The sequence below is a fragment of the Ruegeria sp. YTSC199 genome, assembly GCF_059609725.1.
In genome coordinates this window covers 1-18256 of the sequence record NZ_JBXWMF010000020.1, presented here as the reverse complement: position 1 = coordinate 18256, position 18256 = coordinate 1, and the positions used below count along the sequence as shown (strand labels likewise).

The following is an 18256-nucleotide window of genomic DNA, read 5'->3' as shown; positions in this document are numbered from 1 at the left end:
TTTGCATCCTCTGATCAGTTTTTTGATTAGGTGTCCGTCAGGCCGTGCAGCAGTTGGGCACGGCAATCTTTTCAAAGAGATGCGGTGCCGTTACTGCGCTGGATGGGTAATGACTCAGCGCATTTTGAAACTCTGGGTTCGAAAATGCCGCGCGGAAGTCATCTACAGAGTCCCAAACAGCGTAATTTAAAAACATGCTGCTTGCGCCGATGGCCTTGTGCAGCTGTGTGCTGATGTAACCCGGCTGCTTTTTCATCCAGAGCGCATCCTCTTTCCAGGCTTCAACCAAAGCATCCTGATCTGCAGCATCCACTGTGAACAGGTTGACCAATACAACAGGTCCGGCTTCGACGCTCAATTGCTGTTCAATTGGAAACTCAGGATCCAGAGATTTGAAGTTGACCATTTGTCTTGCTCCGTGAGTGAATGCTTTATTTGGTAACATGTTGTCGTTTCTATTTCATTAATCATGTTGACTATATGTTGTCAACAGGTCAGATTGCTCGCATGACAAACGAACGATGGACGGAGGCCGGAGAGGCGGTGACGGCGCTAATCCTGGACGTGTTTCGACTGAATGGCAGATTGCAGCTCGCTGGCGATCGTCTGGTGGCTGATCTTGGACTAACCAGCGCGCGCTGGCAGATCCTTGGAGCAATTGCATATGCGGAGCGCCCCGAATCTGTCGCATGGCATGCTCGGACGATGGGGGTTCATCGACAGGGTGTTCAGCGCATCGTCAATGAGATGGAAAAAGAGGGAATCGTAGAGTTTCGACCAAACCCGCATCACAAGCGCGCGCAACTCGTTACGCTAACGTCAGAAGGTCAAAAACTGTTCGATGCTGCTATCGCGCTGCAAGTCCCATGGGTGAATGAACTGTCCAAAGGTCTTTCGACCGAAGACATCGCGACCACACAAGAGGTCATCGGCGTCTTGAGGGCGCGTGTACAGGAGGCGTTGTCTTCTCAAGATTAGCGCTCCAAACAAAGCGGATACTTGTTCAGTTCGCAGCATTTGTTGTTGTGGGCTCGCCGCAGTCGTTCACTACACGCGCGATCAATTACGGGTATCAGGTGGATTGAAGTGAGGGTGCGTTTGATCCGCAGATGAGTGGACCACTCAACCAGAGATCGCTTCTCATAACAATTCGTTCAGCGATGTTTAGGCATTTTCCGCAATTGTCTTGTTTCCGAGAAACCAAAACCGGACCCTTCTGCAGAGCGCGGTGAAGGTTTCAAAGGGGCCCAATTCGACTGATGCTACGCTTTGAGCGAGCGGCTGGTCTATTGGTTCACCGTAGAATAGAACGGGCTTGACATGCTACGGGATATCGGTATATCTCGATATATGGACATTGATAAAGCCATTTCAGCGCTTAGCAACCCGGTTCGCCGCAACATACTCGCTTGGCTCAAGGACCGCTCCAATTTTCCACCACCCTTGCCGGAGCATGTAGACCTAGAGGGCGTGTGCGTCGGATACATCCAAGAGAAGGCGCGTCTCTCACAATCCACCATTTCCACCTATATGAACCACCTGAAGGACGCAGGGTTCGTAGTGTCGGAACGACATGGACAGTGGACATTTTATCGCCGCGACGAAGAAGCCATCCAACAATTCCTGACTACGTTCGGGAAGGAAATCTAGCCGCGACGATTGCCTAAGCCGGCATCAACAGCATGTCGAAGGTGTGTTCAGAAATATCTAGATATCGAGATATCCAAAATATTATGCAGGGAAGGTGATCCATCAAACTTCAGTGTTCGAAAAACAAGGAGAGTTGCCGTGACTAACATCAACAAAGAGCTCACGTTGCCGAATGGCACAACGGTCAGAAACAGGATCGTGAAGTCTGCCATGTCGGAGGCCCTTGGAGACGAAAACAACAACCCGTCCCAGGCGCACATTGATCTGTTTGCACAATGGGGTAAAGGTGGAGCTGGTATTCTTATTACGGGTAATACTCCTGTAGATCGGTTGCATCTTGAGCATGCCGGTAACTTTGTTCTCGATCCGGATTCAGACATGACCAAAGTTTCGGCTCTCGTTGAGGCCGGAAAGGCTGGCGGCGCGAAGATGCTGGCCCAACTTTCACACGCGGGGCGGCAAACGCCAGAACGCGTAAATCCTAGCCCGACTTCAATATCGGACGTCAGGCTTGATCTGCCCGGCTATGGCAAGCCTAATCCGCTTACAGAAGGGCAGATTCCCGGATTAATTCAGAAGTACATCAATTCAGCAAAAATTGCGCAGAACGTTGGATTTGACGGGGTAGAAATTCATTCTGCGCATGGCTATCTGCTTAGCTCTTCTTTGTCACCCCGGATCAATACACGCACCGACCGTTGGGGTGGGGAGCCACTCGAAAACCGTGCGCGGCTGGTGTTGGAAGTGGTGCGAGCTGTTCGGGCGGCTGTGAGCCCGAGCTTCATCGTTGCGGTGAAACTGAACACATCCGATTTTCAGAAAGGCGGTTTCGATCACGAGGAATCGGTTAGGGTCGCGGCGATGCTGGAGAAAGAAGGCGTTGATTTCATCGAAATCTCTGGCGGTAACTTCGAAGCACCCAAAGCGTATACACATGCGAAAAAGAGCGGTTCTACGGAAATTCGCGAGGCATATTTCCTAGAATTTGCGGCTGCGATCAAAGATGCGCTGAACATCCCGCTGATGGTCACCGGCGGATTTAGATCGGCGAGTGTCATGAATGATGCGATAGGGACCGGAAAGACTGACCTTATTGGCATCGGTCGGCCTTTCATCACCGAGCCGGGGTTTGCCGCCAGATTGCTTTCTGGAGAAATCGAACGGGCACCAGCTATCGAAGAAAGCTTCCCGCCCGCTGAAGACCTTCCCCGTGGCGCGGTGCTCGGCTGGTTCTGCACGCAGATCGCGCGCCTGGGCAAGGAAGGTCAAGCCGATTTGGAGCAATCCGTCGTAGAGGGGCACCAGCAATATCAGATTGAAATTGAGAACATTACTCGACGATGGGCTGCCGCGAAATGCCAGTAAATTTTAAGCACGGTTCCGACGTCGCGATTAACGGCAAGGCAACGCTATTCGACAATAGTGGAGCGGCCTGCAGGCGCAGCCGAGGACACGGTTTTGTCTAATAAGGCTGCCTGAGGGGGAAGGCAGCGCGTTAATTGCAGTGGGTTGTAGTGTGTTTTCGGCTAGCCGCCACTTTCGACCTGAAGCGGACACTCGTCGAAGCAACAAGCCTTGATCGGCAGCTAAAACCACGCGTGACAACAAAAAATCGCGAATAGAAAGGCTGTTGTGGCCGGATGCTCGGCGTTTCAGAGCGCTTTCAGATTTCGTCCATGACCAAATTGAACACTGCTACGAATGTTGTGAAATTGAAGCTCAAGCCCTTGTCTCGTTTCTCGTGCAGATAGCACCACTCAACAAATGCATTAGCGTGATGCTCAAGGACATTCTGGATGTTGAATTCCATCCACCCGCTCCAAGGATGAATTGGAGCAGATTTGTCGTTGATAGCGGCATTCAGCCTATCCTTACTTGAGACGGGTACCAACGTTAACAAACAGAAAGACTGTCGAAGCAGGTGAACCTCCCCTCACAGTCTCCGCGATTCCAAATTTCAAATATTCATTTTTTGCTTTCATGATTTCACGTTTCTCCAGCGCTGGCGTAAAACTACACCGTGTGCTGGTGCGGCTCTGGCGGCTGCTTTTCACGACAGTTCAGGCGTGTGTGCGAAGGAGGGTGATCAATCGATCTGCCGCGTTCGAGAGCGTGTCCTCGTCAAAAGCTGCATATCCAAGCAACAAGCCTTGCAGTTTTTCGGGCAAAACGCAGTGGGCGGACAAGGCGCTGACGCGCAGACCGCTTTGCTCGGCCCGTTTGCCGATCTCAAGATCCGACATCCGGTCAACCAGCAATGCCTTTGGCGGCAGGCACAAGTGCATTCCCGAGGAGTCAGGTTGAAGGTTTAGAAGGCCCGCTACCGGGGACAGCGCTTCAAGCAGGCGGCTCTGACGCCGCGCATAGACCCGGCGCATCCGTCGCAGGTGCATCGCAAACTCTCCGCTGTTCATGAACGCCGCCAAGGCGGGTTGCGGGATCAACGAGGCGCGCGGACCGACGCGACCAAGGTAGGCCAGGGTGTTGTGTAAAAAACTCTTAGGAACAACCAGGTACCCGATCCTCAGCGCGGGGCTGACCAGTTTCGAAAAGCTGCCGAGGTAAATCGTGTTCGTCAGGCCGTCCAGACCCGAGAGGGAGGGCAAAGGTTGCCCGCGATATCGGAACTCGCTGTCATAGTCATCTTCTATCACCGCCGCACCGGTTTGCCGCGCCCAATCCAGCAGGGCAACCCGGCGGGACAGGGGTAGGCTCACACCCGTAGGATAGTGCCGCGAGGGGGTAACGATCGTGGCATGTATGCCCTGCGGAATTCTGGCCACGTCCAGCCCGTCCCGATCGATACGGACGGGACGGGCGCTGTTGCCCGTGTCGGCAAGGATCGTATGCAGTTTGGGCCAGCAGGGATCCTCGATCGCGACCTGTTTGCCTGCACCAAGCAGACCATGGAAAATCACCTCGAAAGCCTCGCGTGCGCCCGAGGTGATCACCACCTGACCGGGATCACAGTTCAGATGGCGCCACGCGGAAAGGTGGTCCGAAATTGCTTCGCGCAGTGGATACCAGCCCAGAGGGTCCGGGCGCGTCAAAAGCTCGGGTGCCGGGCTGCGCCATGCGCGTTCAAGATGGCGGGCCCACTGCCGGTGCGGCAATAGGGTTTGATCGGGTAGCCCGGTTTGGAAGGGGCGCCATTTCGCGGTTACGGGACCCGCCGGGCGGGAAATTGGCTGTGGCTGCGACAGGTGGGTGATTTCGCTGGCAACAAAGGTTCCACTGCCTTGCCGGGCGACCAGATATCCTTCGCTGATCATCTGGTCATAGACCGCCTGAACCGTGGTGCGCGAGATCGAAAGCTCGGACGCCAGAGTCCGGCTGGCAGGAAGCCGCGCGCCGACCAGGTCCGGAGACTTGGAGACAACGCGCCGTAATGCATCCAGCAACTGGGCCTGCAATGACGTCTTCAGCGATGAATCCAGCGAAATCGCGAACAGGTCGCGGTGCAAATTGGCCTTAGAAAAAGATTTAAAATTGGACATTTGCCAACACCCAATATCCGGGCATTACGGTCATAGCAAGAACAAACCCGAGCGACGGATATGAACGAGACACTGGATATAACCGACAGAACGCGCTTGCGCAGATCGCACGAGCGGGGGCATTTCGACCGCGCCACGATCAACCAAATTCTGGACGCGCAGCCTATGTGCAGCGTGGGATACGTGATAGATGGCAAACCTTTTGTCACGCCGACGCTGCAGTGGCGCGAAGGCAACCATGTCTATTGGCACGGCTCTTCGGCCAGTCGCGCGTTGCGCAATGCGCGCGACGCGCAGGTGTGTCTATCGGTGGCGATCCTTGATGGCTTTGTGCTGGCCCGGTCCGGGATGCACCATTCGGTCAATACGCGCTCGGTTACGCTGTTCGGGACGGCACTCAAAGTCGAAGACCCTGAGGAAAAACTGGCCAAGCTTGGCCGGTTTGTGAATGGCCTGTTTCCCGGGCGTTATGAAGGCCTGCGGCCGGATCACGCGCAGGATCTGAAGGCGACCATGGTGCTGGGCATGAAGGTTTCCGAAGGTAGTGCCAAGATACGCACCGGCGGACCCAAGGACGAGGAAGAGGATTACGGCCTGCCGATCTGGGCCGGAGTCATTCCTGTCAGCACCACGGTTGGCGAGCCGATCCCCGACCCCCGCAATATCGACGGTGTGTCGGTGCCCGCGCATGTGCAGTCTTTTCGGTTGTAGGGCAGCGACATGACAGATCTTTCGGTAAACCTGAACGTTGCTGCCTTGCTGAGAAACCGGCGGGAACACCCGTGGCCGGATATATTGGATCTGGCCCGGATCGCCCTTGCCGCAGGTGCCGCGGGTGTGACGGTTCACCCCAGGCCAGACGAGCGCCACACCCGACCCGGCGATGTGCGGGCGCTGCGCGCATTGCTTGATGCAGAGTTTCCGGATCGGGAGCTGAATGTCGAAGGCTATCCCGACGCGCGGTTTCTAACACTTGTTCACGAGGTTCGTGCGGAACAGGTGACACTTGTGCCTGATGATCCTGCGCAGGCGACAAGCGACCATGGCTGGGATTTCGAGACACAGGGCGCGATGCTTGCAGACTTGGTTGCAGGGCTTAAGAAACACGGCCATCGCGTGTCGCTGTTCAGCGACCCGGAGGCGGCGCATATGGTCCGCGCGGCTCGAACAGGCGCGGACCGGGTCGAGCTTTACACTGGCCCATTCGGCGGCGCGTACAGTGATCCCGCTGCGGAAGCCCGGGAACTTGACTGTCTGGCAGAGGCTGCGACCGCGGCCGAGGCGCAGGGTTTGAAAGTCAACGCAGGGCACGATCTGACGGTCAGCGGCGCGCGCAAGCTGATCACCCGCGTCCCGTCGATCTCTGAGGTTTCCATCGGCCATGCACTGTTCTGCGATGCGATGACATTCGGGATGGCTGAAACTGTTCGTCGTTATTTGGGCGCCTGTGCGCCTTCCAAGGGATGAAGGATGCAGGGGGGTGGAACTGCCGAATAAGGCGAAATTGAAGGCAGACTAGCGTTTCCCGCCTCGGATAGCCGCACGCGACACGCCCGGTGCGTCTGGCTTGTCGCCTGTTCGAAGAACTCAGGCAGATGGTGTTTTTTCGCGCTCGTGATGGCTGAAAATCAGTTGGCTGGACTGGAAGTCTGATCTGAAATCTGCTGCTCGGCCGGACAGCGCGCCATAGAATTTAAGCAAGCCGGGTTCGATATGACGCGCCTGAGCTGTGCAATCCTCACATATCGCTTCGACCTGATCCGGTGGTTGACGATCTCGAATAGCCCGAATCAGTGTCTGGTGGGTTGCCGCCAGCTTTTGAAACGCGGGCGTGTTCAGCATGGATTTGTCACCGACCAGAACAAATACGGGCTCCAGATCGGTTCGTCCCTTGAGATCGACATATCCGGCCTCAAGCATAGCCATGTCGTGCCTGGTTTTCTCGTAAACCGAACAGGAAACCAGAATGTCATAGTCGACATGGCGGCAGCTTTGTTCGATCCGCGCGGCGACGTTCACCACATCCCCAATAACGGTATAGTTAAACCGACGTTTTGACCCGATATTGCCGACGCAGGCTCGACCGGTGGCGCAGCCTGTGGCTAGGGCAATCGGCGGCCGCCCCTTCATGGCTTCCGAGGCATTGAATTCGATCAGCGCCTGCCGCATCAGAAGCGCCGCCTGAGCCGCGCGGCAAGGGTGGTCTTCGACCGGCAGCGGCGCGTTCCAAAAGGCCATCACCGCATCGCCTATGAACTTGTCGATGGTGCCTCGTTCCAGCAGGATCTGATCCCCGATCTGTGAAAACAACTGGTTTAGCAGGGCGACAAGATCCGTGGCCGATATCGACTCGGACAGCGGGGTGAAGCCCCGGATATCGGAAAACATCACGGTGATATCCTGTGTTTCACCCCCCAGTTGCAGCTGATGGCCCGTCCCCTCCATCTCATCCAGAATTTCGGGTGCAACATAGTGAGAAAAGATCTGCCGGATCACCCGCTTTTCACGCTCTGTCGATATGAACAGATAGCCCGCGAGAAGGCCAAAATTGGCCATGCCGCCCATCAACGGAAAAGTGACATCGAACAGGATCATTTGGTTCTGGAACGCCAGCCAACTGATGCCGAGAACAACTGCCGCAGAGGCGCCACCCGCCACGAACGAGGCCACCGCGCCGAACCGGGCCATGACGGCTGTGACCACGATGCCAAGAGTGACGAATGACAGCAATTCAAGGGCTGCTGTCACATCCGAACGGCTCAACATTTCCCCAGTCAGGATCTGTTCGAGGATTTGTGCGTGGATCGACACACCCGGCACGGACTCACCCAGCGCCGTCTGGTGCATGTCGAACAGCCCGGCGGCTGAGGTGCCGACCAGAATGATCCGACCCTCGATCTCGGCGCGCAGAGCGGGATCGTCCGGACTCTGCATGATATCGTCTGCCGACAGGTACAAATCCTGGTTATCGCGCCGGTACCGAACCCAGACTTCGCCGTTTTCCGTGGTGGGCAGTCGGAACTCTCCGATCTCGACCGCCAGCATGATACCAGCTTCGTCCGGGGTACCCTCGGCAATGATGATGGGTTCGTCCAGTGCGACCCTGAGCGCTTCGATACCCAGCCCCGGCAGCGTCCCGTCCGGGCCGCCCCATAGTATGGGAACGCGGCGTATGATGCCCATGCCGCCCAGAGGCGAAACGTTGACCCCGCCGATGCCTGCTGCGCTGCGATCCAGCGGCGGGGCAGGGGGTGTCCAATGAGGAACTGTGACTAGCCCCGCGGTTGGCGTTTCCCCGATTTCTATGATGCCAGCGTGAGGCGTGACGGCCCTTCCGTCACCTGCTTGCCGGGCAGCCGCGCCCAGAACGACCGGCCAGTTGCCGATCTCCAGTGCGAACAGCACGTCGTTGTCCAGTTTCGAGGCATGACGGTCCACCGAAACCACGCCGGCAAGAGCAGGATCGTTCAGCAGGCGCGTTGGTGAGAATCTGTCGGGCTCGATGAAAAGCATGTCAAAGGCGATGGAGGCAGCGCCGTATTCGCCCAGGTTTTTGACCATCTGCGCAAGCAGGGTTCTGGGCCAGGGCCATTGCCCCCAGTTGGCCAGCGACTGTTCGTCAATATCCACCACCCGCACGGGAAGGTCGGGATTGTATTCTCGCGGCGAAATGCGCTGCAGGAGGTCAAAATAAATCAGCCGCGTCATCCGCACCGGGTAAGGATCGAGGACCCTCAGGAAACAACCAAACAGAATCAATCCAAGCCCCACAAGCTGAAAGGCTCGCCGTCGCCCCTTTCTTTCTCTGGGCTTTCCGGTCACGTTAGCCTCCGAATGCCGTGGTCATCCCTGGCCGTGCGGGTGCCGCCACGACATCGCCTGAAATGGTGTGATCTTGCGGGGCCATTATGTCTTCAGCCGCCGCTGTTGCCGCCGTTTCCACCAGCGCCGCCGCTGCCGGGAGCGCCCCCGAACCCTCCGGTATCACCGCCGCCGATTGTGCCGCCGCTTCCCGGACCACCGCTGCCCGAGCCGCCACCGATCGAACCACCGCGCCCATCCCCGCTGCCGCTGCTGGCACCGATATTGCCGCCATTGCCGTTGCCGCCGCCGGTATTGCTGCCGATGTTGCCACCATTCCCCTGACCGACGCTTTGCCCCGAAGGAGTTTCACTGCGCGACTCTGCAGCCGCGGCGCTTTCAACACCGCCTTGTTGGCCGCGATCGGAACTGGTTTCCCGCGCCTCGGACCGTTGCGGTGGCGGCGGCAGGGTGTCTGTTCCGCAACCCCTGAAGTCTACTTGCAAAGGGGCCAGCAGCTGTTCCTGCGACTGAACGAAGGGGAACCCGTTTTTTAGGGCCTTGTCATAGCTTTCCTGGTCGACAGGGCGACCAATTCTGCCGGCTTGCGTCGTTGCCAGAAGGCTGCACTGGCGCCCGGCTTCACGGCAATTGCCGCTCTGGCCGCACATTTCTACCCGACCCTGCAAAACTAGCATGGCACTTTGAGTGCCGGGAACGACCCAAAGGTCGAAGGTTGTGCCCCGCACCGCCATGGTCGCGGTCGGAGTGTTGATGGAATAGGCGCGCTTTTTGCTCTTGCCGGAGATAAACCGAAAACTGCCACCCAATGCCTGAACCGCGAAATTCTTGGCCTTTCGGTTGCCGCGCAGCATTGTCACATCCAGCATCATGCGTGCGTTTGGGCCGATGGCAATCTTGGTTTCGTCAACGAAAACAAGCTGAACCACACCGCTGCGGTCGGTCGAAATGGAATCGCCAGAAGCAACTCCCATTCCAGCCTGCAACGGTTGGGTTTTCCCAGCGCGCGTGATGTGTGCGCCTTGTTTGACGCCTATGACTTTCCCGATTTCAGCTAAAACCTGCGATGGCAGTAGCAAAACACAACAATAAACGAGTAACAATCTCAACCAAGCCAAAACCAACTTCCTTCCCCCACAGGTGGTCTCGGGCGCATAGCGCCCGCCGCTCGGTCCAGCCTCAAGAAATTCAATTGTATGAATTTGAACTTTTTAAATTCAGACAAATATGCCTTAAAACCTGCGCATCTTGCAAGTTTTCTGTGTGAGATGCGTCGATATCCGAATGGAATAACATTGAGCTGATCATGTTTGAGGATAGGCTTGTTGTTCAGCTTGCATTGGCCTGGCTTTTCTTTGGCGGGCCGTTGGGCATATAGGTGCCAATGACCATTGCGCTCTGATCTGCAGTGTCCCGGTCTCTGATCCGACGAAAAACCCAGATCCGCCAAAGAACCCGGGGCCAAGGTGTTGGTTGGGCTACCGACCGTCCAGAATCCAGCGCGCAGCCTTTTCCGCAATCATCAGGGTAGGGGCATTGGTGTTGCCGCTGGTGATTTCGGGCATGATGCTGGCGTCAACCACGCGCAGCCCCTTGATGCCTTTGACCTTCAGATAGGGATCGACCACAGCGGTCGGATCGTCCTCGTGCCCCATCTTTGCCGTGCCTACGGGATGGAAGATGGTGTTGGCGATGTCGCCGGCCAGCTTTGCCAGTTCTTCGTCAGTCTGGAACTGAACGCCCGGTTTACATTCCTGCGGATTGTATTTCTGCATCGCCGGTTTGGACATGATCTCGCGCACTTGGCGCAGGCTGTCGGCGGCGACCTTACGGTCATCCTCGGTGGCCAGATAGTTCGGCGCGATCATTGGCGCGTCGGTGTATTTGTTCGACCGGAGGCGGACGTGGCCGCGGCTGGTCGGGTTCAGGTTGCAGACGCTGACAGTGATGGCCGGGAAGTCGTGCAGATCTTCGCCAAAGGCTTCAAGGCTCAGTGGTTGGACGTGATATTCCAAGTTCGGATGCGCGCGGGACGGGTCGGACCGAGTGAAGGCCCCCAACTGACTGGGCGACATGCTCATCGGACCAGAGCGTTGCAGGGCATATTGCAGACCGATCCTGGCTTTGCCGACAAGGCTGTTGGCCAGCGTATTGAGGGTTTTGGTTCCGTCCACCTTAAACACTGCGCGGATCTGCAGGTGGTCCTGCAGGTTTTGTCCAACAGCGGGCGCGCCCAGCACCACGTCAATGCCGTGGGACTTCAGAAACTCGGCATTGCCGATGCCCGACAGTTGAAGGATCTGTGGCGAGTTGATGGCACCTGCCGACAGGATGACCTCGGCGGAGGCACACACAGTCACCGAATGCCCCGCGCGGCTCACGACCGCGCCGGAGCAGCGGGTTGCGCCATCGGGGGCAGTATCGAAGGTTAGGCGCTCGACCTGCGCTTCGGTCCAGATGGCTAGGTTCTGGCGCTCTTTCGCGGGGCGGAGGAAGCCTTTCGAGGTGCTCCATCGCCAACCCGATTTCTGGTTCACATCGAAATACCCAACCCCGGCATTGTCGCCCGAATTAAAGTCATCGGTCGGTTCAATCCCCGCCTCGACTGCGGCGCTGGCAAAGGAATCAAGCACATCCCAGTGCAGACGCTGCTTTTCTACGCGCCATTCGCCGCCATGCCCATGTAGGTCCGAAAACCGGCTGTTGTTGCCGGTTTTCGGATCGGCGCCATTGTCCAGCTTGTAGTGGTTTTCATGTGCCTTGAAGTCCGGGACCGAGTTTTCCCAGCTCCAGTCTTCCTCACCACTTAACTTGGCCCAGTTGTCATAGTCCCGCGCCTGGCCGCGCATGTAGATCATGCCGTTGATCGAGGAACAACCGCCCAATGTCTTGCCGCGCGGATAGAGTAGCGCGCGGCCGTTCAGGCCTTTGTCTGGCTCGGTCCGATACAGCCAATCGGTACGAGGATTGCCGATGCAGTACAGATAACCGACCGGGATGTGAATCCAGGGGTAGGTGTCCTTTTTACCGGCTTCCAGCAACAGCACCCTTTTCGACGGGTCCTTGCTGAGGCGATTGGCAAGCAGGCAACCGGCGGTGCCAGCACCTACGACGATGTAATCAAACGTTTCGGCAGACATGGTCGGGCTCCGGGTCGGTGGGTTGTGGGCAGGGCGAAATCAGACGTCTCCAGAACGTTATTCGGACAGAGCTGCAGGATGGGTCCCGGTGTGGTGCCAAACCGCACCTCCGGCAATGCCACTTTGAGTAGGCGCGGTATAAGGCGGGGCCGGATTTTTTTTCACGGTAAGTGGTCATGTTCGGGGCGACGTTAGCAAAAGGGGTGCTCCCCATCCAGAAGCCTTTCGCGGTTTCTTGATGGGTTCGCATCTTGCTGCGAAGTGTCGGCCCCAAAGGATGGTCATCAGGGCGCGGCGCAGGCTGCCCAAGGGGTGAAAAGGGCCGGTCCGTCAGGACTCAGCGGCTTTTATCTTTTCCCTGAGTTGGAACTTCTGGATTTTCCCGGTCGAAGTCTTGGGCAGGTCAGCAAACACTACTGACTTGGGTGCCTTGAACCCGGCCAAATGTTCCCGGCAAAACGCTATGATATCGCTGGCTTCCGCTTTGTGGCCCGGTCGCAATTCAACAAAGGCACAGGGCACCTCGCCCCATTTGGGGTCGGGTTTGGCCACAACTGCGGCCGCCTGGATGGCAGGGTGGCGGTACAAAACGGCCTCTACCTCAACCGAAGAGATATTTTCACCGCCCGAGATGATGACGTCCTTCAATCGGTCCCGGATCTGCATGTAGCCGTCTGGGTTGACCACGGCGGCGTCTCCGGACCAGAAATGCCCGTTATCGAATGCCTCGGTCGTGGCAGCAGCGTCCTTGTAATAGCCCTTCATGACCGTATTGCCGCGAATGGTGATCTCACCCTGCGTTTCGCCATCCCGGGGGACAGATTCCCAGCGGTCGCGGTCGATGACCTCAACGGATTCGACCATTGGGAAGGCGATGCCTTGTTGCGCTTGCAGACGCGCCTGCTCGGCCGGGCTTTCGTCAGCCCACTCCTCCTGCCACAGGCATTGAGAAATGTGGCCATAGGTTTCGGTCAGGCCGTAGACCTGCATGACGTCCAGGCCCATCGCCGTAGTTTTCTCCAAAACCGAAGGTGGGGGCGGCGCACCTGCGGTCATCACTTTGATGGCCGGGTAAAAAGGGTAGGTTCCGCTGTTGTCCAGTTCGGCCAGCATCTGCAGCACGATTGGGGCCGCGCCCAAATGGGTCACGCCATGTTCGTGGATCGACGCCATGATCTTGTCTGCGGCAGGCACGCGGGTAAACACCACGGTTCCCCCTTGCAGCGCCATCACCCACGGGTGTCCCCAGCCGTTGCAATGAAACATCGGCACAATGGACAGGTAAACCGGATAGCTGGGCATCTGCCACGCCGCCACGGTTCCAAGCGCCATCAGGTAAGCGCCGCGGTGGTGATACACCACGCCTTTCGGGCGCCCGGAGGTGCCCGAGGTATAGTTCAGCGCAATCGCGTCCCATTCATCCTCGGGTAGAGCCGGGCCAGCGTGTTCGCCGTTTTGCAGAAGTTCGCAATAGTCTAGCCCGCCAAGGCTGTCTCCGCCTGCGGCATTCGGGTCGGCGATTTCCACGACCGGGATTTCACGATCGAGCAGGGCAAGAGCAGTGGACAAAAGCGGTACGAGCTCACGGTCGACAATCACCAGCTTCGTATCGGCGTGACTGAGAATGTAGGCTATCGTCTCAGGCTCCAGCCGCGTGTTCAGCGTGTTCAAAACGGCACCGGACAAGGGCACGGCGAAATGAAGTTCGAACAGTTCGGGAATGTTGGGGCAGAGAACGGAAACCGTGTCACCTTTGGTGATGCCCATTTCAGCCAGCCCGCGCGCAACCGCGCGCGTGCGATGGACAATTTCATCCCAATCGCGCCGAGTGTCCCCGTAAACAACCGCCGTGCGTTTCCCGTGCAGCGCCGCCGCCCGGTTTAGAAAGGATAGCGGGGACAGTGGCACATGGTTGGCCGCTGTCTTTTCCATCGCTTCAAAGTGTTTTTGCATGGTCAACCCTCCCAAACAGACCAGCGTGACTTGACTTAGGTTTCTCCGAAACCTTTGGGGACCGGCAAATCTGGCAGTGTTTTTGCCCGTTTTATCAGACTGCGCCCAATAACGACCCGACTGATTTCCGTTGTGCCGTCAACGATGCGCAGCATCTGGCTGAGCCGGGACAGGCGGTCGAGGCCATAGGGTTTGAGCAACCCCATCCCTCCAAGCACTTGCGTGCATGTATTGGCCGCCTTGACGGCTGCATCCGGGACAAACCGCTTGGCATGGGCTGCCATTACCGGGCCTTCAGGCGTTCCAAGTGCGTTTGCCGCCGCCCGGTACAACAGACGCGAAGCCTCCAACTCGGTCGCAACATCGCCCAGCATCCATTGGATACCATCCAGATCCAGGTTCTTGCCGCCAAACATTTTGCGGTTCTTGGAATAGCTCAGCGCCGTGTCCAGCGCGGCCTGCATCAATCCGCAACAGCCCGAGGCGATGGACACACGGGCGATGTCGATCGCCATAAGTGACCCCTGCAGCCCTTGTCCGATTGGCAGGATGATATTGTCCTCCGAGACGACGACATCTTTCATGTACATCTCGGACAGGGGCAGGAAGTTGTAGCTGGGCGTTTCATAGCGCGGCCCAAAACTCAGGCCCGGTGTGTCGGCCGGGATGGCGATCATCGCCATATCCTGATGACCGGGCTGATCGGACGTCTTCACGACGGTGAAATAGATATCGGCCTCACCCGCCAGGCTGACCCAGGCCTTCGCGCCATTGATAGTCCAGGTGCCATCTGTGTTGATCACGGCGCGGCTGTACATGTTGGTCGCGTCAGAGCCCGATTGCGGTTCCGTCAACGCGAAGTTCGCAAGCTTCCGGCCGGATGTAAGATCACGCGCCCACTGCTCTTTGAATACCTTGGTGCCATAGCCGCATCCAGCGAAGGTGCAGATATTGTGCATCGACAACGCGAACGCATAGGCGCCGTCGGCCATTCCAAGCTCCTCGTAAACCTGGATGCCGTCGCCAAGGGAAAGCTCCTGACCACCATATTCTTTGGGGGCATAAAGACCCGTAAGACCTGCAGCCCCTGCCTTGTCCGACACTGCACGCGGCCAAACCCCCGACTGGTTCCAGGCGTCAACGTTAGGGGCAACCTCGGCGGCAGCATGTTCGCGCGCGACGTTCAAAATTTTTTCAATATCGGTGGACAAGCGGGGCCTCCCAGATTCCGGCATTAGAATGGTTTTTTCTGTTTAAACGAGTTTTTTCTTCTACAATACGTGGAAAATTCTGAGCAGGAGATTGAATTTTTCAATGGCTGACAGCCTTCCGACACTTAAGGGTCTGAGAGCCTTCGAAGAGGCCTACTGGCATGGCAGCTTCACGCTGGCAGCCAAGGCGCTGAACGTGCAACAACCAGCGATAAGCTATCAGATCAAGCAGCTTGAGCAGGATCTGGGTGCCGTTCTTTTCGAAAAAACGCATGGGCGTCTGGTCCCGACCCCGGACGCGAGTGAGCTCTATGACACTGTGTCACGGGCTTTCCGAAATATACGAACGACGGCGGCCCGGATTCGCGCGAAAGAGGGCGATGGGATTTTCACAATCGCGACCTACCCGGGAATCGGAGCGTACTGGTTGTCTTCGCGTCTGCCGGAACTGTCCGAGCGGTTGGAATTTCAGGTGAAGGTGATCACCCTGGTCAAGGACGCGGATTTGTTTTTGGAGCCGGCAGATTGCTGGATTCTCTTTGGTCAGGGGCACTGGCCGGGATTCGAGGCCCGAAAGCTGATTGACGAAGCTGTTTGTCCTGTTGCTTCCCCTAGCCTGATTGAACGCTACCGGCAGCCGGATGGCAGCATAGACATCTCCAACATTCCGCTGATCGAACAGGAGGATCCGGAAAGGCGCTGGCTGAGTTGGGAGGCATGGCTGGACCGTTCTCAGGACGATTGGCGCCTTTCGGACAACCGCGTCGTGGTCAATGATCACGGAATGGCGCTGCATCTTGCCCTGACCGGGGGCGGGGTCGCGCTTGGGTGGACGGGGATTATCCAGGACCTGATCGACGGGAAAAGCCTGGTTCCCATGTCGACGCATCACGCACGATCGGATTTTGGGTATTGGGTTCTTGGCCGCGAAGGCCTTTGGGACACGGCTCAGGGGCGGCTGGTCATTGACCTTTTGAAAAACTGACGGCGCAAGGCGGGGTATCGGGGCATGTACGACGTTCGATGCTTTGCACGGGTGCGTGCCGCATCAATGCGTATTGCGAATCTGAAACCTGTTCCGGTTGCGCCAGGCTGTAATCGGTTGACCGGATACGGCCCGAAATCGGTCAAAAGCAGTGCTATTTGGTGTGATTTCAAGAAGTTCCGGGATTTATAAGAAAACTGCCAATTCGTTCAGAATTGGCCTTGTATTTCCAGCGTTTGCAAGGATATACCCGTCGGCGGAGACGTGGCCGAGTGGTCGAAGGCGCTCCCCTGCTAAGGGAGTAGGCCCGGAAGGGTCTCGAGGGTTCGAATCCCTTCGTCTCCGCCATATGTCATTGAATTTAAATGATATTTTTCGACTCTAGTTGCGATACCCGCCAAAAAAACCCGCCTTCCCAAATGCGCTTGGTTGCCACCACATGCAACGGATGAATCAGTTATGCCCAACTGCAATCCATTGGCCGCTTCGTACATCGCATCTAAATTGCGTATTCCAATGTGACTGCCGCACCTTTCCTAATACCATTGCCGCCCAATCCCAAAAGGATAGTGTAGCCATCACTGCTCGAATGAAGCGAACCTTAGCGGCACGGTTCATCAAGGTCTGCTGGGCGCGGTTTGCGACTTGGTGCGCGAGCGAAGTAACGGAGGATGACGAAGGTCTGGTAAGGGCTCAGACCGGTCATCTGACGGTTTCAGTAGGTCATTGAGTCGGTTCAATCGGCATCAAGGTCAGCAACGTGGACAATGCGGACCTTTGCTTTAACCACAGCAGGTATCGCCCAGTTGTATGGGTGGGCACGGCACAGTGGCATACGAGCAGTAGACGCAGCAATCGCCTTCGAGCGGCTTCAATACGGCCTTACAGGACCTGCATTCATAAAACCATTGGCAGGCGTCTGTCGGCATTTCCTCAGATTCAGTGTGCCCGCATTTGGGGCACGTCAACGTGCTTTCAAGCACCACGGATTGTTCTGTCATCGTCTCACATCTGCATGATTAAGTAGTCGTTGATCCGGGCCTCATTGAACACGATAACCCATGCCATTCCGGTTATGGCAGTGCTTCCGAAAAGCCACCATTTCAGCCGCCCGATTGATCCGCGTCGGTGCGATGCCAACCAAGACAACGCGACGAGCGCAGTAGATGTTGCCAGCACGTAGAAACTTGCTGCCGCAATTTTCCCAAATATTGCGAGCCAACTGCCACCCAACCCCAGCAACATCATGGCCATGGGCAAAACGCAGCAGGTTGCCACACCAAGCGCTGAAACCGATCCTAAATAGCTGAGGCCAAGGTATTTCTGCATTCCGTTCCTCCATCAGTCTTCACCGCACGGTTTTGCAGCGATGACCCAAGTGACGTATAACTCCTTTAGCCACTACAGGATCAAGAAGGGTAATATCACATGATTGCGATTGGAGATGCCTCCCGGCAAAGCGGGGTCGGAATTGAAACCATCCGCTATTATGAACGCGAAGGAATTGTGCCTAAGCCCGCTCGGGCTTCCAACAATCGTCGCTTGTACTCAGAGCATGATGTTGGAAGGTTGCGCTTCTTAAAACGGTGCCGGGAATTAGGCTTCCCGCTTGCAGACGCAAAGACACTGCTCGATCTGTCGGAGGGCGACGGTGAAGACTGTCAATCCGTGAAGGAGATGGCCGAGCTTCATATCGCCGATGTGCGCGATAAGATTGAGGAGCTGAGACGTTTGGAGGCCGCGCTAGATGAACTGGCGGCAAATTGTGACAGCGGAAATGTTTCGTGCCCAATGCTTTCCCAATTGCGAACGAGACAAGGTAACTAAGGGCTCTCTGCGGCTCGCACCGACTGGCGGTCAAAGCCCTTACCAGACTTTCAATGGCATGCAGCGCTTCGCGCATGCAGCAATCCTAAGGCAACCCAAAGCGGATGAGGTGGATGGCTCCTGCTCCACCGGCATCGAACGTGCCAAAGTGCAGTTGTTATCGACTGCTAG

Annotated in this window: 16 protein-coding genes and 1 tRNA gene; 8 read left to right on the top strand and 9 right to left on the bottom strand. The window is 56.9% G+C overall.

Annotation, left to right across the window (positions count from 1 at the left end; translation table 11 throughout):
• Positions 1-37 precede the first annotated feature (37 nt).
• On the bottom strand, positions 38-406 hold the full coding sequence (locus AC2FEE_RS17945) for an antibiotic biosynthesis monooxygenase family protein (protein WP_496866706.1): 369 nt from the start codon (positions 404-406) through the stop codon (positions 38-40).
• Between the two features lie 20 nt (positions 407-426).
• Between AC2FEE_RS17945 and AC2FEE_RS17940 the strand changes: the two genes are divergently transcribed.
• The 3 genes from AC2FEE_RS17940 (at position 427) to AC2FEE_RS17930 (ending at position 3015) form a co-directional block, all read left to right on the top strand.
• On the top strand, positions 427-978 hold the full coding sequence (locus AC2FEE_RS17940; RefSeq protein WP_496866705.1) for a MarR family winged helix-turn-helix transcriptional regulator: 552 nt from the start codon (positions 427-429) through the stop codon (positions 976-978).
• Positions 979-1350: 372 nt separating this feature from the next.
• Positions 1351-1650 (top strand): ArsR/SmtB family transcription factor, encoded by a 300-nt coding sequence (locus AC2FEE_RS17935; protein WP_496866704.1) that lies wholly within the window; start codon positions 1351-1353, stop codon positions 1648-1650.
• Between the two features lie 138 nt (positions 1651-1788).
• Complete coding sequence (locus AC2FEE_RS17930) at positions 1789-3015, top strand: NADH:flavin oxidoreductase/NADH oxidase family protein (RefSeq protein WP_496866703.1); 1227 nt, start codon at positions 1789-1791, stop codon at positions 3013-3015.
• A gap of 695 nt (positions 3016-3710) precedes the next feature.
• Here the strand turns inward: AC2FEE_RS17930 and pdxR are convergent.
• Complete coding sequence (pdxR, locus tag AC2FEE_RS17925) at positions 3711-5147, bottom strand: MocR-like pyridoxine biosynthesis transcription factor PdxR (RefSeq protein WP_496866702.1); 1437 nt, start codon at positions 5145-5147, stop codon at positions 3711-3713.
• A 60-nt stretch (positions 5148-5207) separates the two neighbouring features.
• On the opposite strand from pdxR, the gene AC2FEE_RS17920 reads away from it, so the two are divergent.
• Together AC2FEE_RS17920 and AC2FEE_RS17915 are read left to right on the top strand one after the other, a co-directional pair.
• Positions 5208-5858 carry a pyridoxamine 5'-phosphate oxidase family protein gene (locus tag AC2FEE_RS17920; RefSeq protein WP_496866701.1) on the top strand — a complete coding sequence of 217 codons (651 nt, stop codon included), beginning with the start codon at positions 5208-5210 and terminating at the stop codon, positions 5856-5858.
• 9 nt (positions 5859-5867) lie between these two features.
• Positions 5868-6614, top strand: coding sequence for a pyridoxine 5'-phosphate synthase (locus AC2FEE_RS17915; protein WP_496866700.1), 747 nt, complete (start codon positions 5868-5870; stop codon positions 6612-6614).
• A 120-nt stretch (positions 6615-6734) separates the two neighbouring features.
• Here AC2FEE_RS17915 and AC2FEE_RS17910 read toward each other — a convergent pair whose 3' ends face one another.
• The 5 genes from AC2FEE_RS17910 to AC2FEE_RS17890 all read right to left on the bottom strand — a co-directional run bounded on the left by AC2FEE_RS17910 (position 6735) and on the right by AC2FEE_RS17890 (position 15273).
• A complete protein-coding gene (locus AC2FEE_RS17910; protein ID WP_496866699.1) occupies positions 6735-8855 on the bottom strand; it encodes a CHASE2 domain-containing protein in 2121 nt (706 codons plus the stop codon).
• A gap of 206 nt (positions 8856-9061) precedes the next feature.
• Positions 9062-9943, bottom strand: coding sequence for a FecR family protein (locus AC2FEE_RS17905; protein WP_496866698.1), 882 nt, complete (start codon positions 9941-9943; stop codon positions 9062-9064).
• Between the two features lie 504 nt (positions 9944-10447).
• Positions 10448-12109: a GMC family oxidoreductase gene (locus tag AC2FEE_RS17900; RefSeq protein WP_496866697.1), complete on the bottom strand. Its 1662-nt coding sequence runs from the start codon at positions 12107-12109 to the stop codon at positions 10448-10450.
• A gap of 330 nt (positions 12110-12439) precedes the next feature.
• Entirely contained in the window at positions 12440-14062 is a 1623-nt protein-coding gene (locus AC2FEE_RS17895; RefSeq protein WP_496866696.1) for an AMP-binding protein, read from the bottom strand.
• Positions 14063-14097: 35 nt separating this feature from the next.
• Positions 14098-15273, bottom strand: coding sequence for an acyl-CoA dehydrogenase family protein (locus AC2FEE_RS17890; protein WP_496866695.1), 1176 nt, complete (start codon positions 15271-15273; stop codon positions 14098-14100).
• A 103-nt stretch (positions 15274-15376) separates the two neighbouring features.
• Here AC2FEE_RS17890 and AC2FEE_RS17885 point away from each other — a divergent pair, with 103 nt between their 5' ends.
• Complete coding sequence (locus AC2FEE_RS17885; protein WP_496866694.1) at positions 15377-16258, top strand: LysR family transcriptional regulator; 882 nt, start codon at positions 15377-15379, stop codon at positions 16256-16258.
• 258 nt (positions 16259-16516) lie between these two features.
• Positions 16517-16606, top strand: a tRNA-Ser gene (locus AC2FEE_RS17880).
• 434 nt (positions 16607-17040) lie between these two features.
• On the opposite strand, the gene AC2FEE_RS17875 is transcribed toward AC2FEE_RS17880, so the two are convergent.
• Positions 17041-17259, bottom strand: coding sequence for a GDCCVxC domain-containing (seleno)protein (locus tag AC2FEE_RS17875; protein WP_496866693.1), 219 nt, complete (start codon positions 17257-17259; stop codon positions 17041-17043).
• Between the two features lie 4 nt (positions 17260-17263).
• On the bottom strand, positions 17264-17587 hold the full coding sequence (locus AC2FEE_RS17870; protein ID WP_496866692.1) for a hypothetical protein: 324 nt from the start codon (positions 17585-17587) through the stop codon (positions 17264-17266).
• 99 nt (positions 17588-17686) lie between these two features.
• Here AC2FEE_RS17870 and AC2FEE_RS17865 point away from each other — a divergent pair, with 99 nt between their 5' ends.
• Positions 17687-18085, top strand: coding sequence for a MerR family transcriptional regulator (locus tag AC2FEE_RS17865; protein WP_496866691.1), 399 nt, complete (start codon positions 17687-17689; stop codon positions 18083-18085).
• Positions 18086-18256 lie beyond the last annotated feature (171 nt).